This is a genomic window from Rhizobium sp. 25PS6, from assembly GCF_032464655.1.
In the GTDB taxonomy this organism is placed as follows: Bacteria; Pseudomonadota; Alphaproteobacteria; order Rhizobiales; family Rhizobiaceae; genus Rhizobium; species Rhizobium laguerreae.
The window spans coordinates 65732-91684 of sequence record NZ_JAWDIV010000007.1; the positions used below are offsets into that span (position 1 = coordinate 65732).

The 25953-nt window shown below is 61.8% G+C and carries 25 protein-coding genes and 1 pseudogene; 9 read left to right on the top strand and 17 right to left on the bottom strand.

Annotated features, from left to right (window positions below; genetic code table 11):
- The first annotated feature begins 5 nt into the window (after positions 1 to 5).
- The 5 genes from RWK44_RS12000 (at position 6) to RWK44_RS12020 (ending at position 4537) form a co-directional block, all read left to right on the top strand.
- The gene (locus tag RWK44_RS12000) at positions 6 to 1193 is read left to right on the top strand and encodes a sialidase family protein (protein ID WP_316028838.1); all 1188 of its coding nucleotides are present in this window, start codon (positions 6 to 8) and stop codon (positions 1191 to 1193) included.
- Positions 1194 to 1552: 359 nt separating this feature from the next.
- Complete coding sequence (locus RWK44_RS12005) at positions 1553 to 2686, top strand: iron-containing alcohol dehydrogenase (RefSeq protein ID WP_077979713.1); 1134 nt, start codon at positions 1553 to 1555, stop codon at positions 2684 to 2686.
- A gap of 30 nt (positions 2687 to 2716) precedes the next feature.
- Complete coding sequence (gene pdxA / locus RWK44_RS12010) at positions 2717 to 3703, top strand: 4-hydroxythreonine-4-phosphate dehydrogenase PdxA (protein WP_131665611.1); 987 nt, start codon at positions 2717 to 2719, stop codon at positions 3701 to 3703.
- A gap of 172 nt (positions 3704 to 3875) precedes the next feature.
- Positions 3876 to 4130: a type II toxin-antitoxin system Phd/YefM family antitoxin gene (locus RWK44_RS12015; protein WP_011649626.1), complete on the top strand. Its 255-nt coding sequence runs from the start codon at positions 3876 to 3878 to the stop codon at positions 4128 to 4130.
- The gene (locus RWK44_RS12020; RefSeq protein ID WP_077979715.1) at positions 4130 to 4537 is read left to right on the top strand and encodes a type II toxin-antitoxin system VapC family toxin; all 408 of its coding nucleotides are present in this window, start codon (positions 4130 to 4132) and stop codon (positions 4535 to 4537) included. Before RWK44_RS12015 ends, RWK44_RS12020 begins: the two co-directional genes overlap by 1 nt.
- A gap of 115 nt (positions 4538 to 4652) precedes the next feature.
- On the opposite strand, the gene RWK44_RS12025 is transcribed toward RWK44_RS12020, so the two are convergent.
- From RWK44_RS12025 to RWK44_RS12055, 7 genes are all read right to left on the bottom strand, one after another.
- Complete coding sequence (locus RWK44_RS12025) at positions 4653 to 5135, bottom strand: RES family NAD+ phosphorylase (RefSeq protein ID WP_168282866.1); 483 nt, start codon at positions 5133 to 5135, stop codon at positions 4653 to 4655.
- Positions 5132 to 5563 (bottom strand): antitoxin Xre-like helix-turn-helix domain-containing protein, encoded by a 432-nt coding sequence (locus RWK44_RS12030; RefSeq protein WP_077979717.1) that lies wholly within the window; start codon positions 5561 to 5563, stop codon positions 5132 to 5134. The genes RWK44_RS12025 and RWK44_RS12030 overlap by 4 nt, the downstream gene beginning before the upstream one ends.
- 134 nt (positions 5564 to 5697) lie before the next feature.
- Positions 5698 to 6468, bottom strand: a complete 771-nt coding sequence (locus tag RWK44_RS12035) for an ABC transporter permease (RefSeq protein WP_077979718.1) — start codon at positions 6466 to 6468, stop codon at positions 5698 to 5700.
- Complete coding sequence (locus tag RWK44_RS12040) at positions 6465 to 7253, bottom strand: ABC transporter ATP-binding protein (RefSeq protein ID WP_316028839.1); 789 nt, start codon at positions 7251 to 7253, stop codon at positions 6465 to 6467. Before RWK44_RS12040 ends, RWK44_RS12035 begins: the two co-directional genes overlap by 4 nt.
- Positions 7254 to 7261: 8 nt before the next feature.
- Complete coding sequence (locus tag RWK44_RS12045) at positions 7262 to 8308, bottom strand: ABC transporter substrate-binding protein (protein WP_077979854.1); 1047 nt, start codon at positions 8306 to 8308, stop codon at positions 7262 to 7264.
- 52 nt (positions 8309 to 8360) lie between these two features.
- On the bottom strand, positions 8361 to 8798 hold the full coding sequence (locus tag RWK44_RS12050) for a VOC family protein (RefSeq protein ID WP_003549520.1): 438 nt from the start codon (positions 8796 to 8798) through the stop codon (positions 8361 to 8363).
- Positions 8799 to 8905: 107 nt separating this feature from the next.
- Positions 8906 to 9769: a helix-turn-helix transcriptional regulator gene (locus tag RWK44_RS12055; protein ID WP_316028840.1), complete on the bottom strand. Its 864-nt coding sequence runs from the start codon at positions 9767 to 9769 to the stop codon at positions 8906 to 8908.
- A 417-nt stretch (positions 9770 to 10186) separates the two neighbouring features.
- On the opposite strand from RWK44_RS12055, the gene RWK44_RS12060 reads away from it, so the two are divergent.
- From RWK44_RS12060 to RWK44_RS12075, 4 genes and pseudogenes are all read left to right on the top strand, one after another.
- Positions 10187 to 11200 carry a sugar ABC transporter substrate-binding protein gene (locus RWK44_RS12060; protein WP_316028841.1) on the top strand — a complete coding sequence of 338 codons (1014 nt, stop codon included), beginning with the start codon at positions 10187 to 10189 and terminating at the stop codon, positions 11198 to 11200.
- A gap of 64 nt (positions 11201 to 11264) precedes the next feature.
- Positions 11265 to 12814 (top strand): annotated as a pseudogene (locus RWK44_RS12065) (sugar ABC transporter ATP-binding protein).
- Positions 12804 to 13823 carry an ABC transporter permease gene (locus tag RWK44_RS12070; protein ID WP_131665605.1) on the top strand — a complete coding sequence of 340 codons (1020 nt, stop codon included), beginning with the start codon at positions 12804 to 12806 and terminating at the stop codon, positions 13821 to 13823. Before RWK44_RS12065 ends, RWK44_RS12070 begins: the two are co-directional and overlap by 11 nt.
- A gap of 2 nt (positions 13824 to 13825) precedes the next feature.
- Positions 13826 to 14827, top strand: a complete 1002-nt coding sequence (locus tag RWK44_RS12075) for an ABC transporter permease (RefSeq protein ID WP_131665604.1) — start codon at positions 13826 to 13828, stop codon at positions 14825 to 14827.
- 28 nt (positions 14828 to 14855) lie between these two features.
- Here the strand turns inward: RWK44_RS12075 and glpK are convergent, their stop codons facing one another.
- The 10 genes from glpK to RWK44_RS12125 form a co-directional block, all read right to left on the bottom strand.
- Entirely contained in the window at positions 14856 to 16358 is a 1503-nt protein-coding gene (gene glpK / locus RWK44_RS12080) for a glycerol kinase GlpK (RefSeq protein WP_131665603.1), read from the bottom strand.
- A 153-nt stretch (positions 16359 to 16511) separates the two neighbouring features.
- On the bottom strand, positions 16512 to 18233 hold the full coding sequence (locus RWK44_RS12085) for an ABC transporter substrate-binding protein (protein ID WP_027667043.1): 1722 nt from the start codon (positions 18231 to 18233) through the stop codon (positions 16512 to 16514).
- Positions 18234 to 18310: 77 nt separating this feature from the next.
- Positions 18311 to 18592 carry a DUF2160 domain-containing protein gene (locus tag RWK44_RS12090; protein WP_168271143.1) on the bottom strand — a complete coding sequence of 94 codons (282 nt, stop codon included), beginning with the start codon at positions 18590 to 18592 and terminating at the stop codon, positions 18311 to 18313.
- A 13-nt stretch (positions 18593 to 18605) separates the two neighbouring features.
- Positions 18606 to 19427, bottom strand: coding sequence for a carbohydrate ABC transporter permease (locus RWK44_RS12095; RefSeq protein WP_131629873.1), 822 nt, complete (start codon positions 19425 to 19427; stop codon positions 18606 to 18608).
- Between the two features lie 16 nt (positions 19428 to 19443).
- Positions 19444 to 20307 carry a carbohydrate ABC transporter permease gene (locus tag RWK44_RS12100; protein WP_020047583.1) on the bottom strand — a complete coding sequence of 288 codons (864 nt, stop codon included), beginning with the start codon at positions 20305 to 20307 and terminating at the stop codon, positions 19444 to 19446.
- Between the two features lie 3 nt (positions 20308 to 20310).
- Entirely contained in the window at positions 20311 to 21381 is a 1071-nt protein-coding gene (locus tag RWK44_RS12105; RefSeq protein ID WP_017957586.1) for an ABC transporter ATP-binding protein, read from the bottom strand.
- A 9-nt stretch (positions 21382 to 21390) separates the two neighbouring features.
- Positions 21391 to 22488 carry an ABC transporter ATP-binding protein gene (locus RWK44_RS12110; protein ID WP_222061907.1) on the bottom strand — a complete coding sequence of 366 codons (1098 nt, stop codon included), beginning with the start codon at positions 22486 to 22488 and terminating at the stop codon, positions 21391 to 21393.
- A gap of 40 nt (positions 22489 to 22528) precedes the next feature.
- Complete coding sequence (gene glpD / locus RWK44_RS12115) at positions 22529 to 24043, bottom strand: glycerol-3-phosphate dehydrogenase (RefSeq protein ID WP_168282858.1); 1515 nt, start codon at positions 24041 to 24043, stop codon at positions 22529 to 22531.
- A gap of 120 nt (positions 24044 to 24163) precedes the next feature.
- Positions 24164 to 24937 carry a DeoR/GlpR family DNA-binding transcription regulator gene (locus RWK44_RS12120; RefSeq protein ID WP_168282856.1) on the bottom strand — a complete coding sequence of 258 codons (774 nt, stop codon included), beginning with the start codon at positions 24935 to 24937 and terminating at the stop codon, positions 24164 to 24166.
- Between the two features lie 97 nt (positions 24938 to 25034).
- A complete protein-coding gene (locus RWK44_RS12125) occupies positions 25035 to 25952 on the bottom strand; it encodes a DMT family transporter (RefSeq protein ID WP_168282854.1) in 918 nt (305 codons plus the stop codon).
- Position 25953 lies beyond the last annotated feature (1 nt).

A 25953-nucleotide genomic window follows, 5' to 3' on the forward strand; every position in this document is an offset into this window, starting at 1 on the left:
CCGTCATGAGTTTTACCGGCCTGCCTCCGGAAGCCGTTCCGGCCCTGATGACCGGGGCCATCGCCCCTCACCCCGCCCTCGAGGGTCGTGCGGACGCCTATCTGCCCTCCCCTTGCATCCAGAACCATGCCGCAAATCTCGCTTTTCTGCCCGACGGCACGCTAACCTGCGTCTGGTTCGGCGGCACGATGGAGGGCATGGGTGATATCTCGATTTACATGTCGCGGCTGGCGCCGGGCTCCGAGCGCTGGTCCGTGCCGGAAAAGATGAGCGACGATCCAGAGAAATCCGAACAGAACCCGTTGATTTTCAACGCTCCGGACGGAAAAGTATGGCTGCTCTATACCTCGCAGACCTCGGGCAATCAGGACGGCTCGGTTGTCAAATGCCGGATTTCAGGCGATGGCGGCCAGACCTTCGGCCCGGTTCGTATCCTCTGCGACAGCCCCGGCACATTCGTTCGCCAGCAGATCGTCGTCAACGGCAAAGGCGACTGGCTACTTCCGGTGTTCCGCTGCGTCGGCCTGAATGGCCGGCGCTGGAGCGGCGATGCCGATACGGCTGCTGTGCTGATGTCGCGTGATGGCGGCGCCAGCTGGGAAATGCGCGATATTCCAGACAGCATCGGCGCGGTGCACATGAACATTCTGCCGCTCGGCGGCGACGAGATGATCGCCTTCTACCGCAACCGTTTCGCCGAAAACATCCTGTCCAGCCGATCATCCGACGGCGGCGAGACATGGAGTGCGCCCGAGCCCGCCGAATTGCCGAACAACAACTCCTCGATCCAGGCAACGATCCTGAATGATGGAGCAATCGCAATGGTTTACAACCATTCGAACGCCGGCATGTCGGACGCACGGCGCCAGTCTCTCTATGACGAAATCGAGGGTGGCGAGGCTGGAGAGACAGCCGTCGTTGCCGATACCAGCGCAAGTAAGGCCGTCTGGGGTGTTCCGCGTGCGCCGCTGAGCCTTGCGATATCAAGGGATGGCGGCAAGAGCTTTCCGCGTCGCATCGATCTCGATACCGGTGACGGCTTCTGTCTCAGCAACAATTCGAAGGAGTCGCTGAACCGCGAATTCTCCTATCCCTCGATCGTCCAGGGCGGCGACGGCACGCTCCATATCGCCTACACCTACTACCGGCGCGCCATCAAATATGTGCGCCTCGCCCCGCAATTCCTGCCGTAAACAAAGCGGCAGCCGGAAAATTGTCATCCTGCATCCGCTCGCATGCGAAAGCATGCAGGATGACAACGGCTGCGTGTTGACTGACGAACGATTTGACAACAGGGTCGGATAATTCACCGTCGCCACAAAGAGATGGCCAGCCGGTGTCTGACATGTAGTTTTCATCATGACGGATTTCATAACACACTGATATCTTTATCGATACGCGCAGGACAACGCCGCCTTGAAGCGCGCGACCGAGCGCATATCAGATGATAAAAAATTCCGCTCGCTGGAATGTCGGCTTGACATTGATCTTACAACTTTACATTAAAGAGGGCAACGATAGTGCCGCAAGATCTTGCAGGGAGGACCGGTTCATGGCCAGCTTGGATTCGCCGATCACGATAGTTCGGCCGCATCTGATCGAATTCGGGGTCGGTACGGCGGGAAAGCTCGGCCAATGGGCTGCCGAAAAGGGCTATCGGCGCACGCTCGTCATCTCCGATGCGTTCAACGCCTCGCGCATCGACGTGCTGGATCTCAAAGGCGAGGTATCCGTCTTTGCCGAAGTGACGCCCGAGCCGGATACGGCCAATCTCGAAAAGGTCCTGGCGGCGGCAAACGCCGCCGATGCCGAGCTGATCGTCGGCTTCGGCGGCGGCAGCGCCATGGATCTGGCAAAACTTGCCGCAGTGCTTGCCGGTTCCGCCCAGACGCTGCAGGAGGTCGTCGGTCCGAACAAGGTGCATGGGCCGCGCAAGGTGGCGCTCGCCCAGGTGCCGACGACATCGGGCACCGGCAGCGAGGCCGGCATCCGTGCGCTCGTCACCGATCCGGCGACGATGGCAAAGCTTGCCGTCGAAAGCCTGCATATGCTGGCCGATATCGCCGTCATCGATCCTGCTTTGACCTTCAGCGTCCCTGCCCGCACGACGGCCGCCACCGGCGTCGATGCCATGGCCCATTGCGTCGAGGCCTTCACCAACCGCAAGGCCCATCCGATGGTCGACATCTATGCGATCGAGGGAACGCGCCTGGTCGGCAAATATCTCGCCCGTGCGGTCAGGGACGGCAATGACGCCGAGGCGCGCGCCGGCCTCTCGCTCGCCTCGCTTTATGGCGGTTTATGCCTCGGCCCAGTCAACACAGCTGGCGGCCATGCGCTTGCCTATCCCCTCGGCACGCGCTGGCATGTCGCCCATGGCGCGGCCAATGCGCTGATTTTTCCGCATGTTCTCGCCTTCAATACGCCGTCCGCGCCTGAGAAAACCAGGGCGGTGATGAAAGCGCTTGGGCGCGAAACCTCCGGGAACATCACCTCCGTCTTCGATGCGGCTTACGCTTTCTGCGCCGAACTCGGTATCGAGATGAAGCTTTCCGGTCTCGGCGTGCCGGAAAGCGATCTCGACGCCATGGCCGAAGACGCCTTTGCCATTCGCCGTCTGCTCGATAACAATCCGCGCGATCTCACGCGCGCCGACATTCGCTCGATTTATGCGGCCGCTTTCTAGGCCAAAAAGTTTTCAGAAGGAATTCGATCGATGGACAGGAATGCGAAAGTCGCGGTAACGCTCGGCGATCCGGCCGGCGTCGGCCCCGAGGTGATCGTCAAGGCCTTGGCAGCCCTTCCAAGAGAAGAGCGCCGCGATTTCGTCATCGTCGGCAATGTCGAAGCGCTGGAGCGCGCCGACCGCGTCAGCGGCACCGGACTGCGGTTCGGGCCTGCCGATGCACCTGATGACGACAGGATCGCCGTCGACGAAGTCGCGCTCGGCGCGGCCCTCCCCGAAATCGGCAAGGTCAGCCCCGTCGCCGGCGATGCCTCGGTGCGCTATATCACCCGCGCTGTCGATCTCGCCATGTCTGGTCAAGCCGATGTCATCGTGACCGCGCCGATCAACAAGGAAGCGATGAACCTCGCCGGCCATCACCATGACGGCCATACCGGGCTGCTCGCGCATCTCACCGGCTCGAAGAGCTCCTTCATGCTGCTTGCCTCCGAGCGGCTGAACACCATCCACGTCTCCACCCATATCTCGCTTAAGGGCGCGATCGAGCGCGCCAAGACCGAGCGGGTGCTCGCAACCATCGAAGCCGGCCATAGGCACTTCCTGCGGCTCGGCCGCAAGGCGCGCATCGCCGTCGCCGGCCTCAATCCCCATTGCGGCGAAAACGGCCTGTTCGGCACCGAAGACATGGAATTCCTGGCGCCCGCCGTCGAGCAGGCGCAGGCAAAGGGCATCGACGTCGTCGGCCCGATCTCGGCCGATACGGTGTTTGCCCGCGCCTATAACGGCGCTTTCGATCTGGTCATCGCTCAGTATCACGACCAGGGCCATATCCCGATCAAGCTCGTCGCCTTCGACACGGCGGTCAACGTCTCGCTCGGCCTGCCGATCGACCGCGTCTCGGTCGACCACGGCACCGCCTTCGACATTGCCGGCACCGGCAAAGCCAACCACGTCAACATGCTCTCGGCCATCGCCTATGCCAGGCTGATGGCCCGCTCGCCGCGGCGAGAGGGGTGATCGCGGCTTTCCAGAAGGACCGACAGGCGCCGATCGCCGACACAACGATGTCGAGCTTCGTTATGACACCTAATAGCAGAACCGGACTCTGTCGTTCAGGAACGTCCCGCCGTTGACGCACGAGCATTCCGCGCGCGTACATAGCTAGACAGTCTAGCCAGGAGCGGATTCGATGGAATGGCAACTGCAGGACGCCAAAAACCAATTTTCGAAGGTCGTGCAGAAGGCCCGACAAGAAGGGCCGCAGGTGGTGACCGTACGTGGCGAGCGCACGGCCGTCGTTCTGTCCGCCCGCGACTACGACGCCTTGCGCGCCGGTAGGCCGACGCTCGTCGACGACCTGCTCGGTGGCCCCGCCTGGGACGATGAGTTCGCCGATGCGGTCGAAGCACGCAACAAGACTCCGAGCCGCGACGTTGCGTTCTGATGTATCTGGTCGACACCAACATCGTCTCGGAGGCGCGACGCGGCACGCCGCAGGCGGTCTCCTGGCTGCGCTCCGTCGATCCGCTCAGCATCCACCTGAGCGCGCTGACGCTTGGCGAGATCATGCGCGGCATTGCCCTCAAACAGAAGTCGGATCCGAAGACCGCGGCGCATCTCACCGAGTGGCTGCGCAAGCTGCGTTATGATCATGGCGACCGGATCCTGCCGGTGACCGACGAGATCGCCGTCGAATGGGGCCGCATCGCCGCCATCCCGCCGCGTGGCGATATCGACGGGCTGATCGCCGCAACCGCAATCGTCCATGATCTGATTGTCGTCACTCGCAATGTCGGCGATTTCGACGACACCGGTGCAGCGGTGATAAATCCATGGGAGACGGACGCGTGAGCAGTCGAGGCAGCCACCTCCTCGTTTAAAATGGCCTCCTGTGCAGTGTGACCAAGCCCCATCTGTCCGGCGTTTTGATCTGCTCTGCGGAAACGTTGATTGCACCGCCAACCCATCACATGCCGAACAAACGGCGATCCCAGAAAACCGGTTGGTGAAGGCTTGTCGTGATCGACGGGAATTCCGGGTGGGCCGGATTGATCAGCACGTTGCGGTCGACGCGGGCGACGACGCTTGGCACCAGCAGGATGGCGCTGCGCTTTTCCTGGCGCCACCGCTCGCCGAAAGCCTTGCTGACGTTTGCCGGCATGCTGTCCCAGCCGGGCAGCGCGGGCTCGGAGAAGACCTCGTAGCTTAGCCCCCGCGGTAGGGTGATCGTGACATAGTGCTGGTTGGGCGGCAGCCGCCCGCTGCCATGGACGAGCTTTTCGAGCAGCGCCGTCGAATAGTGCTCGCTCGTATAGATGATCGGGCTGCCCGAAGTGTTCCACCGCCCCGGCGCGATGGTCGAGCCGGTGGCGTCGAAGATCGGATAGGTTCCATGGGGATCTCCGATGCGGATGGATGTCAGCGTTCGGTCGAGATGCTGTGCGCTCACGCAGCACTGCCGTATTTCAGGCTTCCGAGGATATCGAGCACGAGCTCGCCACCGATCTCGCTCTGGATGACCACGTCGATCGGCCGCCTGTCCTCCAGCATTGCATGCGGGCGAAACAGGAAATCACGTGCCTCGGTCTCGGTCTGCCAGACATCGAGTGCCGATCCCCAGACACGCGCGAGGCGGGCGAGTTTTATGCCCTCGTCGGAAGAGAGCCGATGCTTGGATTTGCGCCGCTCATAGGTGGCCTTCGGAACGAGCCTATATTTGAACTGGGTATCATCAGGCGCCAGAAGCAGCGCCATGCGATCAAGCGCCTTGACCGGCAAGCCTTCCTCGATGCTGGAGAGCAGGCCAAAGGCGGAACGCGACGCCGGTTCCCTGGCGGGCAGTCCGAGAACGTCGGCGATGACTGCAAATCCCGTCATGGCAAAGCTCCTTTTCACTTGAGGTTATATTTAGCCTCAAGTGAGCAAATGTTCAAGAGTGCCATTCAGACAACGCGGGAGGCCTTGTCATATCCTGGAAGCGTCAGCGTTTCGGTGCCCGCACTGAACGGCTTTCAGTTTCGCCCCAGCTGCAGCCGACGGAAAATCCGCTCGATCTGGGCAACAGCGGCAAAAAAGACGATGCCGGAGAAAGAGGCGAGCACGACGGCGGCAAAGAGCCTTTCCGCCTGATAGTTGAATGTCGACTGGATGATGACGGCCCCGAGCCCCTGGTTCGAACCGATCCACTCCCCGACGATCGCGCCGATCACACAGGTGGTTGCAGAAATGCGCAGCGACGCAAAAAGCAAGGGGGCAGATCGTGGCGCGCGCAGGCGCCAGAACGTCTCCCACCCGCTCGCCGAAAGCACATGCATCAGGTCAAGCTCGCTCGTCGTCGCCAGATTGAGGCCCCGGGCCGTATTCACCAGGGTTGGGAAGAAGCAGATGAGAGCGGCGATGATGACCTTTGGCAGCATACCGAGGCCGAAGATGAGGATGATGATCGGCGCAAGCGCCAGCACGGGGATGGTGTTGAAGAGCAGGACAACGGGAAAATAGGCGGCCTGGAACCGCGGATTATAGACAAAGGCAATTGCCATGATCACGGCGAGACTGTTGCCCAGGAGGAAGCCGAGGCCCGCCTCACCCCATGTCGGGATCGCATTCGACAGAAGGAAGCGCCATTCCGTTCCGAGCGTACGCAGGATCGCCAGCGGTGTTGGAACGATATAGCTGGGAATACCGAGCGCCGGCACCAGCCATTGCCAGGCGAGAAGCAGCGAGAGGGCGCCGATAACAGGAAGGCCGATTGCCTCGGTGAGGGATAGCCGACGATGCGTCATGCAGCCGAACTCCCCTGCTGCAGCAATTGGCGCAGATGGGCTGCGGTCTCCTGGACATCGAGGCTCTCGCGCCGACAGAGGCCACGCTCGTCCTTCAGCGGTGCAAGGTCGATCAGCGCCTGGACGCGGCCCGGATTGGCCGCCAGGACCAGCACGCGTCCGCCGAGATAGATCGCCTCGATGACGCTGTGGGTCACGAAAAGGATGGTCGTACCGGTCCGGCGCCAGACGTCCAAAAGCTCGTCGTTCAGTCGTTCGCGCGTGATCTCGTCGAGCGCACCGAAGGGCTCGTCCATGAGCAGGATATCCGGCTCGCATTGAAGCGCGCGCGCTATGGCGACGCGTTGGCGCTGGCCCCCTGACAGTTGGTGCGGGTACCGATCGGCCAGATGCGACAGGCCGACCAGTTCAATCCAATGGTCGGGCCGCGGATCGACCGATCGCGAGACGCTGTTCTTCCCCACCTGCAGCGGCAGCGCGACATTCTCCCTCACGGTCCGCCAGGGCAACAGCGTCGCGTCCTGAAAGACGAAGCCGACCTCGCGGCGCCGGCGCGCCTCCGACGCTGTTCTGCCGAGCACCGCCAGCTGCCCGTCAAGCGGCGGGAGAAGATCCGCCACCGCCCGCAGCAAGGTCGACTTGCCGCAGCCGGAAGGGCCGAGAATGGTCAAAAACTCGCCCCTGCCGACGCTGAGGTCGACGCCGGACAGAATGCGGGTCGTCTCGCCGGCGCCGGCATAACCGACAGCCAGATCCTTGGTTTCGATGGCCGCTGCTTCAGGCAAATCCGCTCTCACGCAATCTTCGGACGGTCGTCCGCCGTCATGTCGAGGATCCTGGTCGTATAGCAGTCCTCCAGCTTCGGCGCGCCGCTCTTGAACTGACCGATCTTGTCGTAGACGGAAATCTGCTCGGCAAGCGCGGCCGGATCGAAGCTGCCCCAACCATCCTTGCCGGTCGCTGCGTCGAAGCTCAGCGACAGGATGCGCGGCACCGTCTTCAGCTCTACGGCAAGGTCGAGCTGCGGATAGGCTTCCACCGTCAGTTTGACCGCCTCTTCAGGATGTTCATGCGTCCAGGCCCAGCCCTTGGCGACGGCACGCAGCACCTTTGCCAGTGTCTCGGCATGGCCGCTCACGGCATCGTCGGTGGCAAAATAGACATTGGCGTAGGAGGGCAGGCCCGTGTCCTTCATCATCAGATCGATGCGGTCGGGACCGATGATGGAAAGCGCCTGCGTGTTGGTGATCCACCCGGTGACTGCATCGACCTGGCCGGTCATCAGCGGCGTCATGTCGAAGCCGATATTGGTGATGGTCAGGCTCGATGGATCGATATCGTTCTTCAGCAGGATGGCATCGAGCACATAACGGGCTGTCGGCTGGATGCCGATGCGCTTGCCGACCATATCCTTGACGGTGCGGATCGGCGCCTTCGGCAGCGAATAGAAGGCGAAAGGCGCCATGCGGAAACCGCAGGCGAAGATCCTGATCGGCACGCCGGATGAACGGGCTAGAAGAAGCTGTGCCGAATCCGAGAACTGTCCGAGCTGCGCATCACCCGTGATCACGGGCGGCACCGTCGCCGAATTGGGACCGCCTGGGGAAAACTCGACGTCGAGACCCTCGGCCTGGAACAGTCCCCGCTTGACTGCGACGATATCGCCGATCTGTCCGTTGCTCATCAGCCAGTCATATTTGATGACGACCTTGGATGCGGCGGCTTTCGAGTGACGCGGCACGAACACGCTGATCCCTGCCGTCGCTGCAGCAAGGGCAAAGGCTCCGCCCTTCAGGACGGTACGCCTGCCGACCACGATTTGTTTGTCATCCCCGCTCATTTGCTTGCCTTTCCCCTTGTTGGATTGTTGGACGACCGGCCGATTGCGCTCGCTATTGCGGATCGATGTCACCGATCGGGCCGCCTGCGGACCACGCATAGATTTCCCAGAGATTGTCGTCAGGATCGGCGAAATAGACGCATCGCGCGTTCCAGACATAATCCTGCGGCGGCGCGTGGAAGAGCACGCCCGCAGCTTTCAGCTCCGCATAGGCAGCATCGACCTGCTCTGGCGAGGCGAGCTCGATGGCCGCGCAGGCCTTGTGCGCACCTGGAGGGGCACGGCGGCTTGAGACACCGGTATTCTCGGCAATATGCTCGATCTCCCACAGCGCCAATGTCACGCCCGCCCCTTTGAAATCGGCAAAGCCGGGAGCCCGGCGGCGAGGTTTGAAGCCAAGACGCTCGACATAGAAAGCCGATGCTTTGTCGATATCCTCGACCAGGAAGCAAATGTCGGTAATCGGATTGGTTTGGGCAAAAGCGGTCATATGGGCCTCCTGATGGGAAAAGCCTCGCAGACCGCAGCCTCAAGAGATTTCAAATTCGTGCGGTTGTCTTTCGCAAAGCTGCTGATCTGTCATCGGCAAGAGCCGGCTCAAAGACGGACCGAACGCTGGTATTCTTTCGGCGTCGCCCCGATCAGACGACGAAAGACGCTGGAGAAATGCGCCTGGCTGGAAAAGCCCGTGGCATAAGCGATGTTTGCAAGCGTCTCCTTGCCATCGGCGAGGTAAAGCCGTGCTCGTTCGATCCTGCGTTCGAGAACGAAGCGATGCGGCGCCATGCCGGCCGCCCGTTTGAATTCCCGGCTGAAGTGAAAGGGGCTCATATGGGCCACGCCGGCCAGCTCCTCGACACCCAGATCGGATTTGCCAAGCAGGTTCTCGATGTAATCGATCACACGCCGGAGATTGTCCGATGTCAGCGGACGGTCGCCGGCTTCAGGTTTGGCGCCCAGCAGTTTTACGACGCAGCAGGCGAGCGCCATCCCCAGATGCTGCATCAAAAGCAGGTCGGCGCGCCCGCTCTTCTCGGCGGCAAATGCGAGGGAGAGTGCGACCTGCAGCGTTGTCGGATCAGTCGTCGCGCTGAGCGCGTCACTATCCCAATGTTCGGGATCGAAGCGAGAGCCGCCGATGCCGCTGTAAAGCGCAGGTGACTGGAAGATCGAGATATAATCCGCCGCATCGCCATCGACTTCAAGGACGGTGGCGGCCGGTTGAAATCCCAGGGTGAACGGCGGCCTCTCAACTTTGCGGAATGCCCCGCTTCCAAGCCGATAGGCATATTTGCCGTGCGCCGTGCGGTTGATCGAAATTCTATGAAGGGAGCCCCTCGAAACCATTTGCCCCGCGGCGCTACGATAGGTCTCGACGATCATGTCGCGTTGAACAAAGGCCTTGTAGCCTCCGAGGGATGGCCGGCTTATTGAGAAAATCTGCGGGTCGATGTCGGGCATTGTTTCATTCTCCCTAGCAGGAGAGAGGCAAGTTGCGCGCCAAGTGGAGCGAAGCTTCGCGCTAGATATCAACGTCGCAGCATAAAACCCGACGGTGCCCAGAAAATCGTCATTTTACGCCTGCTGTCGCGCCACACGGCACCGCGGCCTAGCAGAGTTCGCCTTCGGCAAATTTGGTCGCATGCGCAAGAATTATGCAGTGCATGTTCTTCTTGATCGGTGGCCGTAGACCATCTGACCGCTCTGAAGACCGCCGAGGCATCCGAAATCATTCCCGGTTGGAGGAAACCGCGGCCAGGGATGAGCTTTCGCTCCATCCACTCTTTTCCCCGGAGATGGTTCTTTTGGAAATTCGTTCCTATCCACCGGCATTAATCCATTTAATCTATAGACATAATTAATTGGAGAGAAATTGCGATGAGTATCGAAAAGTCCGAGAACGGTCTCGGAAGACGAGATCTGCTGAAACTGTCTGCCGCAGCCGGGGTCGCCGTCGCCGGTGCTTCGCTCATCGGGCAGAAGCCGGCTTTTGCCGCCGGCGAAGAACTGTCGCTGAAAGGCAAGCGCATCGCCATCAGCGCAACCGGCACCGATCACTTCTTCGACCTGCAGGCCTATAATGCCCAGATCGAGGAGGTAAAGCGCCTCGGTGGCGAGCCGATCGCCGTCGATGCCGGACGCAATGATGGCAAGCTGGTCTCGCAGCTGCAGACGCTGATTGCCCAGAAGCCGGATGCGATCGTTCAAATCCTCGGTACGCTCAGTGTCATCGATCCCTGGCTGAAGAAGGCGCGCGATGCCGGAATCCCGGTTCTGACCGTCGACGTCGGTTCGACCAATTCGATCAACAACACCACCTCCGATAACTGGGGCATCGGCAAGGATCTGGCGCTGCAGCTCGTCTCCGATATCGGCGGCGAAGGCAATATCGTCGTTTTCAACGGCTTCTACGGCGTAACCCCCTGCGCGATCCGCTACGACCAGTTGGTCAATGTCGTCAAATATTTCCCGAAGGTGAAAATCCTCCAGCCGGAACTGCGCGACGTCATCCCGAACACCGTGCAGGACGCCTTCACGCAGATCACGGCCATCCTCAACAAATATCCCGAAAAGGGTTCGATCAAGGCGATCTGGTCGGCCTGGGACATTCCGCAGCTTGGTGCGACCCAGGCTTTGGCTGCCGCCGGACGCACGGAGATCCGCACCTACGGTGTCGATGGCAGCCCGGAAGTGCTGCAACTCATCGCCGATCCGAATTCGCCGGCCGACGCCGATGTCGCCCAGCAGCCGGCGGAAATTGGCCGCACCGCCATCCGCAACGTCGCCAAGCTGCTCGCCGGCCAGACCCTGCCGCGCGAGACCTATGTTCCGGCCCTGCTCGCCAACAAGACCAATGTCGGCGAAGTCACCAAGAAGCTCGGCATCGGCTGACACCGAACACGAGCGATCCTGCCATGCCGGATCGCTCGGAATCTGCCCACCCGGAGAGATCGACATGACGGCCATTTCGTTGAAGCAGCCGGTGACGGCACGCGACGACATCATTCGCTTTGAAGGCATCGTCAAGCATTTCGACGGCGCGCAGGCGCTTACCGGTGCGTCGCTGATCGTCAGGCGCGGCACCATCCACGGTCTCGTCGGCCAGAACGGCGCCGGCAAATCGACGCTGATCAAGCTGCTGGCCGGTCTTCATCAGCCCGATGGCGGCCGGATCGAGATCGAAGGGCAAACATTCGACAGACTGACGCCGCATCTAGCCGAAGAGCTCGGTATCCACTTCATTCACCAGGATCGGCTGCTGGTGCCGACCTTCACTGTCGGCGAAGCCCTGTTCCTTGGCCGGGAACCGCGGATATCGGGCACGCCGTTCCTCGATCGCCGACTGATGCAGCGCCGGGCATCTGACATTCTCAACGACTATTTCGGTATCCGGTTGCCGAACGCCGCCTTGATCGGCGAATTGTCGACGGCCGAAAAGCAGATCGTGCAAATCACCCGCGCCCTCCTCAATCAGCCGAAGGTGCTCGTCTTCGACGAGCCGACGACCGCATTGGTGCGCCGCGAGGCCGATATCCTTTTCCGGCTGATCCGCCGTCTGCGCGACGAGGGCGTCACCATCGTCTATATCTCGCATTACCTGAACGAAATCGAAGAGCTCTGCGACCACGTCACCGTGCTGCGCAACGGGCTCGACGTGGCCTCCCTGCCGATCGGGGAGACTTCCGCCGGTGCGATTGCCCGGCTGATGGTCGAGCGCGACATCAAAGAATGTTTCCGAAGCCGCAAGTGACGCCCGGCGAAGACATCCTCAAGGTCGAGCAGCTGTCGGCGCCGGGGAAATATAGCGACATCAGTTTCACGCTTCGCCGCGGCGAGGTGCTCGGCCTTACCGGCCTGCTCGGCTCCGGCGCAAAGGAGCTGGTCCGCGCGCTCTTCGGTCTGGAGACCCCGGCTTCCGGCCATATCGAGATCAACGGCAAGGCTGCCCGTTTCACCAATCCCACCCAGGCGGCCGGCCGCGAAATCGCCCTAGTGCCGGAAGATCGACGTCGCCATGGCGTCGCGCTCGACCTCAGCGTCGCGGAAAATATCAGCCTTTCGAGCCTTGGCCGCTTCACACGTTTCGGCTTTCTCGATCGCAGGCGCGAACAGAGAGAAGTCGACGCTCTGATTTCGCGGCTGCAGGTGAAGACCAATGGGCGAGATGCTCTGCTGCGTACGCTTTCGGGCGGCAACCAGCAGAAGGTGGCCATCGCCAAGTGGCTGAGCCGCCGTTCCGAGGTCTATCTGCTCGACGAGCCGACGGTCGGCGTTGATATCGGCTCCAAGGTCGAGATCTACACGCTGATCGGCGAACTCGCGTCGCGCGGCGCCGGCGTCATCGTGCTGTCTTCGGATCTGCCCGAACTGATCGGCATCACCGATCGCATCCTGGTGCTCTTCCGCGGCCGCGTGGCGCGGGAATTCATCTCGTCGGAGACCACGGCAGATGCGGTGCTGGCTCAATCGACCGGATCATCCGAGGGACAACGCCATGTCGGCTGAAGTGGAATTCGCGCCTTCCGGTTTTTCCGCTGCCGAACTGCCTCCCCGGCCGGCCGGCAATATTGCAGCTGCGGCATTGCGCTTCGGATCGCTGATCGCATTTGCCGCCATCCTGATCATTTTTTCGCTGACCGCACCCTATTTCCTCAGCATCGGCAATATCGGCAACGTGCTCGGCCAATCGGCCATCTCAGGTGTGCTTGCCATCGGTCTGACGATCGTGCTGATCGCCGGCGGCTCCAATGTCGTCACCGGCGGGATCGACCTGTCGCTCGCGGCCAATATGGGCCTGAGCGCCGCCGTCTACGCGAGCCTGACACAGTTCGGCTACGGCGATGCGACGGCGGTTGCCGCTGCGATCCTCACCGGCGCGTTGATCGGCACGGTCAATGCCGTTGCCGTCGTCTATGCCGGCATCGTGCCGCTGCTGGCCACGCTGGCCGTCATGAACGTCGTCGCCGGCCTGGAATTGGTGCTGACCGGCAATACCGTCCTGCCGGCTTCGACGCCATTCCTGTCGGCGCTCTCGGCCTCGGACGCTTTCGGCATCCCGGTTCTCGCCTATGTGCTCCTCGCCTTCACGGCCATCACCACGGCGATCGTGCAATATACGCCGCTCGGCCTGCGTCTCTATGCCGTCGGTGAATTTCCGGATGCAGCGCGTGCCGCGGGTCTGCCGCTTCGACGGCTACTCGCCGGCGCCTTCGTCGCCAGCGGCGTCTCCGGCGGCATCGCCGGCATCCTGTGGGTTTCCTATCTGAGCGGCAGCACGACCGGCGCCGGCGAGATGCTGTTGCCGGTCGTCGTGACGGCCCTACTCGGCTCGGTCTTTTCGCGCCGGCTGGTTGCAACGGTCACCGGGACGCTGCTTTCGGCCCTTTTGGTCGGCTTCCTGGTTAACGGTTTCCAGCTGCTGAACATTTCGAGCACGCTGGTCAGCGGCGTCCAGGGTGTGCTCATTCTCATCGTCGTTTCCGCGACCACGCTGCTGCGCCGGCAGGAGGCCTGACCATGTCGCTCCAGACCCCTCCCCTCGCCACCATAGGCTTGCCGCGTCTGATCGCCGGCGGCCTGGTGCGCTATGGGCTGATCCTCGCCCTGATTGCGGTGTTTGCCGCCTTTTCCGCGGCAACGCCGACGTTCCTGACGCCCGCGAACTTGCAGAGCATCCTGGTCAACAATTTCACGCTGCTTGCCATCGTCTCCATCGCCATGACCTTCGCCGTCGCGTCGGGCGGCATCGATCTTTCGGTGGGAACGGCAATGGATTTTGCCAGCTTCGCCTTCGTTTCGCTCGTCCTCGCCGGACAGCCGGTGGCAGTCGCCGCACTCGCGGGACTGGCCGCCGGAGCGTTCGTCGGGGCCTTCAACGCGCTCTTGATTTCAGGGATCGGCGTGTCGCCGTTCCTCGCCACGCTCGGCACGCTGTTCATCGGCCGCAGCGTGCAGCAGCTGCTGACCAATGGCGGCAATCCGGTCTATCTGCCGCCGAACGGCGTGCCGGAAGCCTTCCGTTTCCTCGGCCATGGGACGATTGCCGGCTTTCCGGTACCGCTTGCCGCTGCCATCGTCGTCATCGCGGCGGCTGCCGTTGTCTTTGCCCGCACGCGCTTCGGCCGCGTCATCCTGTCGATCGGCATCCAGCCGGGCGTCGTGCGCTATTCCGGCATCGCCGCGCCGGCCCATGTCGCGGTGACTTTCATGCTGGTCGGGTTGATCGCGGCAATCGCCGGACTGATCCTGACCGCAACCGTCACCACCTACATCCCCTCCTCGGGCAATGCCTTCCTGCTGAATGCGATCGGCGCGACCTTCATCGGCACGACGCTCAGCCCGCTCGGACGGCCGAATGTGGGCGGGACCGTTCTCGGCGCGCTGCTGCTCAGCATCGTCGCCAATGGGCTGCTGCTGACCGATCTGAACTTCTATTGGCAGCAGGTCGGCACGGGAACGCTGATCTTCGCCGTGCTCGCCCTCAGCTTCATCAACAGAAAGGCCGCCGGCGCCGCTTAAGAGAAGTTGCGTCTCCTCGGAAGCGGTTCTATCCCGCCGAGGCGTCCGAAATCATTCTGGATACGGCATTCTTCCAGCCGATGATCTTGCCCTGCCGCTCGGTCTCATCCATCGAAGGGCTGAAGCGGCGGTCGCAGGCCCAGGCTTTCGCAAAATCCCGCTTGCCGGGCCAGATGCCGGCTTTCGAGCCGGCAAGCCAGGCTGCGCCGAGCGCCGTCGTCTCGCGGATCGCCGAGCGGTCGACAGGGTTTCCGGTCATGTCGGCTAGGCACTGCATCGTCCAATCCGAATCCGCCATGCCGCCATCAACGCGCAGCACCGTTTCCAGCTGGTTGGCGCCCCAGTCCTTCTTCATCGCCACCAGCAGGTCGAGCGTCTGGTAGGCGACGGATTCAAGCACGGCGCGGGCAAATTCCGCCGGCCCGCTGTTTCGCGTCAGACCGAAGATCGCGCCGCGCGCGGCCGGATCCCAGTAAGGGGCGCCGAGGCCGGTGAAGGCCGGAACGATATAGACCTGCTGCCCGGGATCGGCCTTGGCCGCAAGCACTCCTGCCTCGGATGCCTGACCGATGATGCCGAGGCCGTCGCGCAGCCATTGCACGGCAGCACCGGCGATGAAGATCGAACCTTCGAGCGCATAGGTCGTCTCGCCGTCGAGCCGGCAGGCGATCGTCGTCAGCATCCGGTTGGAAGAGGAAACACGATCCCGGCCGGTGTTCAACAGGGCAAAGCAGCCGGTGCCATAGGTGGATTTCATCATGCCGGGCTCGAAGCAGGCATTGCCCATCGCCGCAGCCTGCTGGTCGCCGGCGACACCGAGGATCGGAAGCTCCGCGCCGAACAGCGTCTTGTCGACGCGGCCGAAATCATCGGCACATTCCCTGACGTCAGGAAGCATGGCGGCCGGAATGCGGAGAATGCCGAGAAGCTCCTCGTCCCAGGCACCGTCATCGATATTGTAGAGCAGCGTTCTCGACGCATTGGTCGCATCGGTGGCATGCAGGCGTCCATGAGTCAGATTGTAGATCAGCCAGCTGTCGATCGTGCCGAAGCAGACATCGCCGGCCTCGGCCTTCTCACGCAGGCCGTCGACATTGTCGAGCAGCCAGCGCAGCTTCGTCCCGGAGAAATAGGGGTCGAGCAGCAGCCCCGTCTTGGCGCTGAACAGCCTCTCGTAGCCGTCTGCCTTCAGGCTCTCGCACATTTCTGCGGTGCGCCTGTCCTGCCAGACGATCGCGCGGTGAAGCGGCTTTCCTGACCCGCGATCCCAGACGACCGCCGTCTCACGCTGGTTGGTGATGCCGATCGCGGTGATATCGGCCGCATCAAGTCCAGCATCGGCGATCGCCTTGCGCACCGTATCGACAACGGATCGCCAGATTTCGGCGGCGTCGTGCTCGACCCATCCGGGCTGCGGATAATATTGGGTGATCTCCGCCTGCGCCGAGCCGGCCATTTTCATGTCGCCATCGAAGATGATGGCGCGCGACGATGTCGTGCCCTGGTCGATTGAAAGAATATAGCCGCTCATATCCGTCTCCGGCTCGCACGAAACCGCTCCGCCTGCAGAAGACAGCAGGACGCGGACGTTTCATGAGAGAAAGATTGTGGGTGCCACCGGCTTGTTGCCGGTGGCAGGAAGTGATGGCCGGAAGCCTCGTCGCCTCCGGCCTGGTCCGCCTTACTACTTCTGCCAGCTCTTGACGAGTTCGTCGTAGTTGACAGTGACCGGCTTGTCCTTCTCGTTCTCGATCTTCAGCTGCGGGGCAAGGTTGCCGTTCTTCACCGCATCCGCGTTCCAATAGGCGAGATCATGCTCCTCGGCGAGCTTCGGGCCGATGTCACCCTGGACCTTGGCGCGTTCCAGTCGTTGCAGCACCTTTTCCTGTTCGGCGCAGAGCGAGTCCATCGCCCCCTGCGCCGTCTTGGCGCCGGAAGAGGCATCACCAATCGCCTGCCACCAAAGCTGAGCGAGCTTCGGATAGTCAGGAACGTTCGTACCGGTCGGCGACCACTGCAGGCGGGCCGGCGAACGATAGAACTCGATCAGACCGCCGAGTTTCGGCGCACGATCGGTGAAGGATTTGTGATCCAGCGTCGACTGGCGAATGAAGGTCAAGCCCATGTGGCTCTTCTTCACGTCGACGGTCTTCGAGGTGACGAACTGGGCATAGAGCCAGGCCGCCTTGGCGCGGTCGTCAGGCGTAGACTTCATCAGCGTCCACGAACCGGCATCCTGATAGCCGAGCTTCATGCCGTCCTTCCAGTAGACACCATGCGGGCTCGGTGCGAAACGCCATTTCGGCGTGCCGTCCGCATTGACGACCGGCAGGCCTTCCTTGACGAAATCGGCTGTGAAGGCCGTGTAGGTGAACATCTGCTGGGCGACTTCGCCCTGCGATGGGACCGGGCCGGACTCGGAGAAGGTCATGCCCTGGGCGGCAGCCGGTGCATAGGCCTTCATCCAGTCCAGATATTTCTGGATGGAATAGACCGCAGCAGGGCCGTTGGTATCGCCGCCGCGCGCGACGCACGAGCCGACCGGACGGGAGTTCTCGTCGACCTTGATGCCCCATTCATCGACCGGCTTGCCGTTCGGGATGCCCTTGTCGCCGTTGCCGGCCATAGACAGCCAGGCATCGGTGAAGCGCCATCCGAGCGATGGGTCCTTCTTGCCGTAGTCCATATGACCGAAGACCTTCTTGCCGTCGATCTCGCGGCCGGTGAAGAACTCGGCAATATCCTCATAGGCCGACCAGTTGACCGGCACGCCGAGATCGTAGCCGTACTTCGCCTTGAAGTCCGCCTTGTTCTTCTCGTCGTTGAACCAGTCGTAACGGAACCAATAGAGGTTCGCGAACTGCTGGTCAGGCAGCTGGTAGAGCTTGCCGTCAGGCGCCGTGGTGAAGGACTTGCCGATGAAGTCGTCGATGTCGAGGCCGGGATTGGTGACATCCTTGCCTTCGTTGGCCATCCAGTCGGTCAGCGAGCGGGCCTGCTGATAGCGCCAATGGGTGCCGATCAGGTCGCTATCGTTGATATAGGCGTCATAGATGTTTTCGCCCGATTGCATCTGCGTCTGCAGCTTCTCGACCACGTCGCCTTCGCCGATGAGGTCGTGCGTGATTTTGATGCCGGTGATCGCCGTGAAGGCGGGCGCCAGCACCTTCGATTCGTATTCATGGGTCGTGATAGTTTCGGACACGACCTTGATGTCCAGGCCGGCGAAAGGCTTTGCAGCATCAACGAACCACTGCATTTCCTTTTCCTGGTCGGCGCGCGGAAGCGCCGAGAGATCACCGACTTCCTTGTCGAGGAACGTCTTGGCCTCGTCCATGCCGGCATAAGCCGATGCTGTCATTGCCAGCAGCAAGCCTGCTGTCGTCGTCAATAAGTGCCTTCGCATAATATCCTCCCAGGGTTTGCGATTGCAGTCACGTCTCAGGCGGCCGGTACCCCCGGCCATCTGTCTTCTCCTTGCCGTCACACGTAGCGGAAGACGCCGATGGCGTAGACCACGGAGATGGCGAGAGCCCACCACAGGTTAGGCCCACCGAGCCCAAGCCATGCAAGATGAATGAACGCTGCTCCCAGCAGCGAAATGAAGAGCCGGTCGCCGCGGGTCGTCTCGAAACGCAGCACGCCCGTGCGCGGCGAGCCGCCCGGCGAAAAATATTCCCAGACACTCATGGCGATCAGAAGCGCCAGGATCGTCAGGAAGAACAGCGTCGTCGGCAGCGTCCAGGCCATCCAGGAAAAATTCATGACCGTCTCCTCCTCAAACGCGCCCGAGCGCGAAGCCCTTGGCGATGTAGTTGCGGACGAAATAGATGACGAGTGCGCCCGGAATGATGGTGAGCACGCCGGCCGCTGCCAGCACGCCCCAGTCCATGCCCGAGGCGGAGACCGTTCGCGTCATGATCGCCGAGATCGGCTTTGCCGCCGTCGTCGTCAGCGTGCGGGCCAGCAGCAGCTCGACCCACGAAAACATGAAGCAGAAGAAGCCCGCGACACCGACGCCGCTGGCGATCAGCGGAATGAAGATCTTGATGAAGAAACGCGGGAAGGAATAACCGTCGATATAGGCGGTCTCGTCGATCTCCTTCGGCACACCGGACATGAAGCCTTCGAGGATCCAGACGGCGAGCGGCACGTTGAACAGGCAGTGTGCAAGGGCCACGGCGATGTGCGTGTCGATCAGGCCGAAGGCCGAATAGAGCTGGAAGAACGGCAGCGCGAAGACCGCCGGCGGCGCCATGCGGTTGGTCAGCAGCCAGAAGAACAGGTGCTTGTCGCCGAGGAAACGGTAGCGCGAGAAGGCGTAGGCTGCCGGCAGCGCCGCAGCAACCGAGATCACCGTGTTCATCACCACATAGATGATCGAGTTGATATAGCCATTATACCAGGACGGATCGGTAAAGATGACCGTGTAGTTGCGCAGCGTCGGGTTCGTCGGCCAGAGCGAGAAGGCGCCGGTGATCTCGGAATTCTCTTTGAAGCTCATATTGACGAGCCAGTAGATCGGCAGGATCAGGAAGATGATGTAGATCGTCGGAACGAGCCAGGAGAGGCTGCCTGCAGGTTTGTATTTGTTGGTCATATTCTCGCCCTCCCTTTTAGCTCGCGTCGCTGCTGGTCATCACGGTGTAGAATACCCATGAGAGCAGCAGGATGATGAGGAAGTAGATGATCGACATCGCCGCCGCCGGGCCAAGGTCGAATTGGCCGACGGCCATCTTCACGAGGTCGATGGAGAGGAAGGTCGTCGAATTGCCGGGCCCGCCGCCGGTGACCACGAAAGGCTCGGTATAGATCATGAAGCTGTCCATGAAGCGCAGGAGCACGGCAATCAGCAGTACCCGCTTCATCTTCGGCAGCTGGATGTAGCGGAAGACGGACCAGCGCGAGGCGCCGTCGATCTTGGCGGCCTGGTAATAGGCGTCCGGGATCGACACCAGGCCCGCATAGCAAAGCAGCACGACGAGGCTTGTCCAGTGCCAGACATCCATGACGATAACCGTCACCCAGGCATCGATGGGATCGCGGACATAATTATAGTCGAGGCCGATGGCTTCGAGCGTGTGGCCGAGCAAGCCGATATCGACGCGTCCGAAGACCTGCCAGATGGTGCCGACGACGTTCCACGGAATGAGCAGCGGCAGCGCCATCAGCACCAGGCAGACGGGAACGCCCGGTCCTGATTTCGGCATGTTGAGCGCGATGAAGATGCCAAGCGGAATCTCCAGCGCCAGGATGATGAAGGAGAACAGCAGATTTCGCTGGAGCGATTCCCAGAAGCGGTCGGAATGCAGGGTCTGGACGAACCAGTCGGTACCGGCCCAGAAGAACTCGTTGTTGCCGAACGTATCCTGCACTGAATAATTGACGACGGTCATCAGCGGGATGACGGCCGAAAACGCCACGAGCAGCAGCACCGGCAGGACCAGAAACCAGGCTTTGTTATTCCACGTCTTCTGCATGGTTCAGGCCTCCCTGCCGACACGCCAACTGTCGGCGTAGATGCTGATGGCGGACGGATCAAAGGTGACGCGGGCGTCCGCGGGAATGTCGGCGTCTTCAGTCACGACGATGGCGATCGGCTGGCCGGCAAAGCGGGCGCGCACGATCTTCTGCCGACCGATATCCTCGACCTTGCTGATCGTGACCTGCATGCCCTCCCGTCCGAGGCGAATGAATTCGGGACGGATTCCGAGTTCGGTTTTGGCCGTGCCTGACGTCTTCGGCGCGTAATCCAGCGTCAGGGTCTCGTCTCCGACCTTAACAGCGCTGCCCTCGATCCTGGCCGGCATGAAATTCATGCCCGGCGAACCGATGAAATATCCGACGAAGGTATGGCTCGGCCGCTCGAAGAGCTCGGCCGGCGTGCCGATCTGGACGATCTGGCCGTCATACATGACGACGACCTTCTCGGCGAAAGTCAGCGCCTCGGTCTGGTCGTGGGTGACATAGACCATGGTGAAGCCGAACTGCTTGTGCAGCCGCTTCAGCTGCGAGCGCAGCACCCATTTCATATGCGGGTCGATAACGGTCAGCGGCTCATCGAACAGGATGGCGTTGACGTCGTTGCGCACCAGTCCGCGGCCGAGCGAGATCTTCTGCTTCTGGTCAGCGGTCAGGCCCTGCGCCTTGCGCCTGGCCCAGCCGGCGAGATCGATCATTTCGAGGATATCGCGGACACGCCGGTCGACATCCGCCTCGGCCACACCGCGGTTGCGCAGGGGAAAGGCGAGATTGTCGTAAACGGTCATCGTGTCGTAGATGACGGGGAACTGGAAGACCTGGGCGATGTTGCGGCTCTGCGTCGAAAGGTTCGTGACATCGTTGCCGTCGAAGAGGATGCGGCCGTGCGAGGGCTGTAGCAGCCCGGAGATGATGTTGAGCAGCGTGGTCTTGCCGCAGCCGGAAGGGCCGAGCAGCGCATAGGCGCCGCCATCGTTCCATTCGTGGTCGACTTCCTTCAGCGAATAATCCTTGTCGGACTTCGGATTGGCGCCGTAGGCGTGGCGGATATGGTCGAGGGTGATGCGTGCCATTGTGCTCTCCTACGCCTTTCCAGCTGCTGCAGTAGCGCGGCCGGCCGCAGCGATGGCGCGGCCGTCGCTGCCGAAGGCCATCAGGTGGCGAGTGTCGAGAAAGGCCTCAACTTCCATGTCGGGATCGATGTCGTGAATGCCGTGCGCCAGCATCACCCAGCGCACACCGTCATATTCCAGGTGAACGAAGCTCTCCGAGCCGGTGATTTCGGAAACCAGCGTACGCGCCTGCAGGCGGGCCGCGTCGCCGGTCTGCGGCGCAAGGCCGAGATGATGCGGGTGAAAGGCGATGGTGGCGGGACCATCCGGCACGACGGCCAGATGCGAGGGAACCGAGATCGTCACCCCGCTCGGACGCGTGAACACATTGCCGGATTTCGTGACGTCGAGGGTGTTCAGCGGCGGATCGGCGAAAATGCCGGCGGTGGCGAGATCGACGGGTCGGCGATAGACCTCGATCGTCGGCCCGAACTGGGTCACCCGGCCCTGGTTCAGCGTTGCCGTATTGCCGCCAAGCAGGAGCGCCTCGGAAGGCTCGGTCGTCGCATAGACGAAGATCGCGCCGGATTGGGCAAAGATCTTCGGCAGTTCCTCGCGCAGTTCCTCGCGCAGCTTGTAATCGAGATTGGCGAGCGGCTCGTCCATCAGCACGAGGCTGGCATTCTTGACGAGTGCGCGCGCAAGCGCCGTGCGCTGCTGCTGGCCGCCGGACAGATTGAGCGGGGTGCGGTCGAGATAGGGCGTCAGCTTCAGCAGCTCGGCCGCCTTGCGCACCTCACGGTCGATCGTCGCGGCATCCTTGCCCGATATGCGCATCGGCGAGGCGATGTTGTCGTAGACGGTCAGCGCCGGATAGTTGATGAACTGTTGGTAGACCATAGCGACGTTGCGCTTCTGCACCGGCATGCCGGTGACGTCAGTGCCGTCGAAATGGATGGAGCCGCCGGTCGGCCGGTCGAGCCCCGCCATCAGCCGCATCAGCGAGGTCTTACCCGCGAGCGTCGGCCCGAGCAGGACGTTCAGCGTGCCCCGCTCGAGAACCAGGTCGGTCGGATAGATATGATAGTCCGCGCCCACCATCTTGGCGGCGTTTCGCAGTTCCAGCATTCCGATTCCCGTGCCTCCACGCATCGGGACCACATGGCTCCTACCCGGCCATCGCCGGCATGGCAGCCATGTACTCCTCCAGTGACTGGGCCTGCTCCCTCGAAAGGCGCAGACCATCCTTTGTTCTCCTCCACAGCACGTCTTCGGCGTGCCGGGCCCATTCCTGCTCGACGAGATAGGTGACCTCTGCCTCGTAGAGATCGCCGCCGAACAGCCGTCCGAGATCGTCGATGCCGCGGGCATCGCCAAGTAACAGCTCTGCCTTTGTACCGTAGCGGCGCACCAGCCGGCGGGCATGCCGATCGGCGAGGAACGAATAACGCCGCTTGAGCTTGTCAACCTGCGCCTCGTAACCCCGGACAGGGAAATCGCCGCCCGGCAGATGGCTTTTGGCCGTCCACGGGGCGCCTTTGGCGCCGATCGCAGCACCGATCTTCTCCAGCGCATGTTCGGAAAGCCGGCGATAGGTGGTGAGCTTGCCGCCGAAAACGTTGAGCAACGGCGCAGCGTCACCCTCGCCTTCCAGCTTCAGCACATAGTCGCGCGTCGCTTCCTGCGCCTTCGAGGCGCCATCGTCATAAAGCGGCCTGACCGCCGAATAGGTCCAGACGATATCCTCCGGCCTCACCGGCTCCTTGAAATATTCCGACGCTGCGTTGCAAAGGTAGGCGGTCTCCTCCTCCGAAATCCGGACGTCCTTGGGATCAGCGGTGTAGTCGCGATCCGTGGTGCCGATCAGGGTGAAGTCACCCTCATAGGGAATGGCGAAGATGATGCGGTTGTCGGGATTCTGGAAGAAATAGGCTCTCACATCGTCGAATTTCTTCTTCACGACGATATGGCTACCCTGGACGAGGCGGACATGATGGGCTTCGTTCTGGCCAAAGGCGGAACGAATGACATGGTCGACCCAGGGACCGGCAGCATTGACCAGCATGCGGGCCTGATGGCTGTCATTGCGACCGGAGACGGTATCGGTGGTCTCGATCTGCCACAGCCCATTCTCGCGCCTTGCCGACACCACTTTGGTGCGCGGCATGATCTGCGCGCCTTTGTCGGCCGCGTCTCGGGCGTTCAGCACCACCATGCGGGCATCGTCGACCCAACCATCGGAATATTCAAAGGCCTTGGAAAACAGCGCTTTCAGCGGCTTTCCGGCCGGATCGCGGCGCATGTCGAGCACCGATGTCGGCGGCAACAGCTTGCGGCCGCCAAGATGGTCGTAGAGGAAGAGGCCGAGCCGGATCAGCCAGGCCGGGCGGATGCCACCCTTGTGGTAGGGCAGCACGAAGCGCAGCGGCCAAATGATGTGCGGGGCCATCGCCCAGAGGATCTCGCGCTCCATCAGCGATTCACGCACCAGCCGGAACTCGTAATGCTCGAGGTAACGCAGGCCGCCATGGATCAGCTTGGTGGCGCCCGACGAGGTACCCGAGGCGAAATCGTTCATCTCCGCCAGCGCCACCGAATAACCGCGCCCGACGGCATCGCGCGCAATGCCGCAGCCGTTAATGCCGCCACCGATGACGAATATGTCGTGAATATTTCGGCCCAATTCCCCCTCCGAGCCCGCAGTCAATTTCGCATCGCACAAAACTTGCGCAATTGCGAAAGTAACATCAGTTAAAACGAAAGGAATACGAATGTCAAACGAATGTTTGTGAGGGTCCGTTGTCTAGCGAGATCTGCCGTTCGTTTCGATCAGTTTCACATTGTTTTCGAGGCAGAGATTGCGGATCGACGGCACAGGACAGCGATCGGTGATGAAGGTATGAACCTGGGAAAGCTGACCGATCCTGACCGGTGCCGTGCGTTCGAACTTCGTCGAATCAGCAACGAGAATGACATGCCGGGCATTGGCGATGATGGCCTGGGCGACCTTCACTTCGCGAAAATCATAGTCAAGAAGCGCGCCGTCGATATCGATCGCCGACGCGCCGATCACGGCGTAGTCGACCTTGAACTGGCGGATGAAATCGACGGCCGCCTCGCCGACGATCCCGCCGTCCGAACCGCGCACGACCCCGCCTGCGATCACCACCTCGATCGCCGGCAGCAGACGTAACCTATTGGCAACATTTATATTGTTGGTGATCACCATCAGCTCGTGATGGTTGGCGAGCGCCTCGCCCACCGCCTCGGTCGTGGTTCCGATATTGATGAATAGCGAGGCCCCGCTCGGAATCAGCTCGACCGCGGCAATGCCGATCGCCTGCTTCTCGGAAGCGGCGATCTGACGGCGCGCTTCGTATTTGACATTCTCGGTCCCGCTCGGGAATGTGGCGCCGCCATGGATGCGCGTCAGCACCTGCGCATCGCAGAGATCGTTGAGGTCCTTGCGGATCGTCTGTGGCGTCACCGAAAAGCGGGAGGCGAGCTCCTCGACCAGAACCCTGCCGCTCGATTTCGCAATCGCCACGATTTCAATTTGCCGGTCGGTCAAGAACATGAGCGTGCGCCTTTCGATCTGCTTTCGTTTTAAAGAAAGCGAACCGCAGCGCAATGCCTATCTGTTACCGGGCCGCCTTCCCGGCCCGAATTCGACGCTACCGCTTCCGCATCACGTTGACGACGAGCACGCCGAGGATTGCCATGACTCCGCCGACCGCGCCGAGCGCCGTCGGTGTTTCGCCCAGCCAGACGAACCCGATCAGCGTGGCGACGGGGGGAACGCCGTAGAGGAAATTCGAGGCGCGGGCGGCCGTCAGCCGCTTCAGGGCGATTGCCCAGGTGAGATAGCCGATCGCGGTCGGGAAGATAACGAGATAGGCAACGCCCCAGTTCACCTCCGCCGGTGCGGCGGCCAGCGCCTCGATCGTCGCCGGAACGGCCGGAAACAGCGGCACGGAACCGATGAGCAGAATCCAGGCAGTGACGGCAAGCGCCGGCAACCGCCCGAGCAGCGGCTTCTGCAGCACGCTGGCGACTGCCGAGCAGAGCGCTGCGCCAAGGATGAGGACGGCATTCGGATCGAGCCTGAAGCCGCTGTCGGAGGCGACCGCGATCAGCGCCACGCCGCCGAAGGAAACTGCCGTGCCCACCCAGCCCCAGCGGCCGAAGCGCTCGCCGAGCGCGAATGTGGCAATAAGGGCAGTGAAGACGGGCATGGTGTTGATGATGAAGCTTGCCGGTCCCGCCGCAACGGTCTGCTCGCCAGTGTTCAGCAGAACCGCATAGGCGGCGATGAAGAGCACCGCGGCAACGGAGAGGCGGAAAAAATCGCGTTTTTCCGGCATCGGCCGATAGATGACGAGATAGACGAGGGCGATGACGCCGGCTGCCACATAACGCGCCGTCGCCAGTTCGATCGGCGTCAGCGGTCCGAGACAGATGCGGATCACCACGAAGGAGGAAGCCCAGGAGAGGATGGTGACGACGATCGCCGCAAAGGCGACCAGATCGAACCCGCCTTGCTGTTTCGTCGAAACCGGTACGCTTGCCACCATGCTCATTTTTGCCTCCATA

Bases quoted from the DNA above. Each gene is read 5' to 3' on its own strand.
- RWK44_RS12120 (WP_168282856.1), bottom strand. From the start codon at position 24,937: ATGTTCTTGACCGACCGGCAAATTGAAATCGTGGCGATTGCGAAATCG.
- RWK44_RS12060 (WP_316028841.1), top strand. From the start codon at position 10,187: ATGAGTATCGAAAAGTCCGAGAACGGTCTCGGAAGACGAGATCTGCTG.
- RWK44_RS12110 (WP_222061907.1), bottom strand. From the start codon at position 22,488: ATGCTGGAACTGCGAAACGCCGCCAAGATGGTGGGCGCGGACTATCAT.
- RWK44_RS12105 (WP_017957586.1), bottom strand. From the start codon at position 21,381: ATGGCACGCATCACCCTCGACCATATCCGCCACGCCTACGGCGCCAAT.
- RWK44_RS12005 (WP_077979713.1), top strand. From the start codon at position 1,553: ATGGCCAGCTTGGATTCGCCGATCACGATAGTTCGGCCGCATCTGATC.
- RWK44_RS12035 (WP_077979718.1), bottom strand. From the start codon at position 6,468: ATGACGCATCGTCGGCTATCCCTCACCGAGGCAATCGGCCTTCCTGTT.
- RWK44_RS12000 (WP_316028838.1), top strand. From the start codon at position 6: ATGAGTTTTACCGGCCTGCCTCCGGAAGCCGTTCCGGCCCTGATGACC.
- RWK44_RS12100 (WP_020047583.1), bottom strand. From the start codon at position 20,307: ATGCAGAAGACGTGGAATAACAAAGCCTGGTTTCTGGTCCTGCCGGTG.
- RWK44_RS12075 (WP_131665604.1), top strand. From the start codon at position 13,826: ATGTCGCTCCAGACCCCTCCCCTCGCCACCATAGGCTTGCCGCGTCTG.
- RWK44_RS12050 (WP_003549520.1), bottom strand. From the start codon at position 8,798: ATGACCGCTTTTGCCCAAACCAATCCGATTACCGACATTTGCTTCCTG.
- RWK44_RS12015 (WP_011649626.1), top strand. From the start codon at position 3,876: ATGGAATGGCAACTGCAGGACGCCAAAAACCAATTTTCGAAGGTCGTG.
- RWK44_RS12085 (WP_027667043.1), bottom strand. From the start codon at position 18,233: ATGCGAAGGCACTTATTGACGACGACAGCAGGCTTGCTGCTGGCAATG.
- RWK44_RS12030 (WP_077979717.1), bottom strand. From the start codon at position 5,563: ATGACGGGATTTGCAGTCATCGCCGACGTTCTCGGACTGCCCGCCAGG.
- pdxA (WP_131665611.1), top strand. From the start codon at position 2,717: ATGGACAGGAATGCGAAAGTCGCGGTAACGCTCGGCGATCCGGCCGGC.
- RWK44_RS12020 (WP_077979715.1), top strand. From the start codon at position 4,130: ATGTATCTGGTCGACACCAACATCGTCTCGGAGGCGCGACGCGGCACG.
- RWK44_RS12045 (WP_077979854.1), bottom strand. From the start codon at position 8,308: ATGAGCGGGGATGACAAACAAATCGTGGTCGGCAGGCGTACCGTCCTG.
- glpK (WP_131665603.1), bottom strand. From the start codon at position 16,358: ATGAGCGGCTATATTCTTTCAATCGACCAGGGCACGACATCGTCGCGC.
- RWK44_RS12070 (WP_131665605.1), top strand. From the start codon at position 12,804: ATGTCGGCTGAAGTGGAATTCGCGCCTTCCGGTTTTTCCGCTGCCGAA.
- RWK44_RS12125 (WP_168282854.1), bottom strand. From the start codon at position 25,952: ATGGAGGCAAAAATGAGCATGGTGGCAAGCGTACCGGTTTCGACGAAA.
- RWK44_RS12095 (WP_131629873.1), bottom strand. From the start codon at position 19,427: ATGACCAACAAATACAAACCTGCAGGCAGCCTCTCCTGGCTCGTTCCG.
- RWK44_RS12055 (WP_316028840.1), bottom strand. From the start codon at position 9,769: ATGCCCGACATCGACCCGCAGATTTTCTCAATAAGCCGGCCATCCCTC.
- RWK44_RS12090 (WP_168271143.1), bottom strand. From the start codon at position 18,592: ATGAATTTTTCCTGGATGGCCTGGACGCTGCCGACGACGCTGTTCTTC.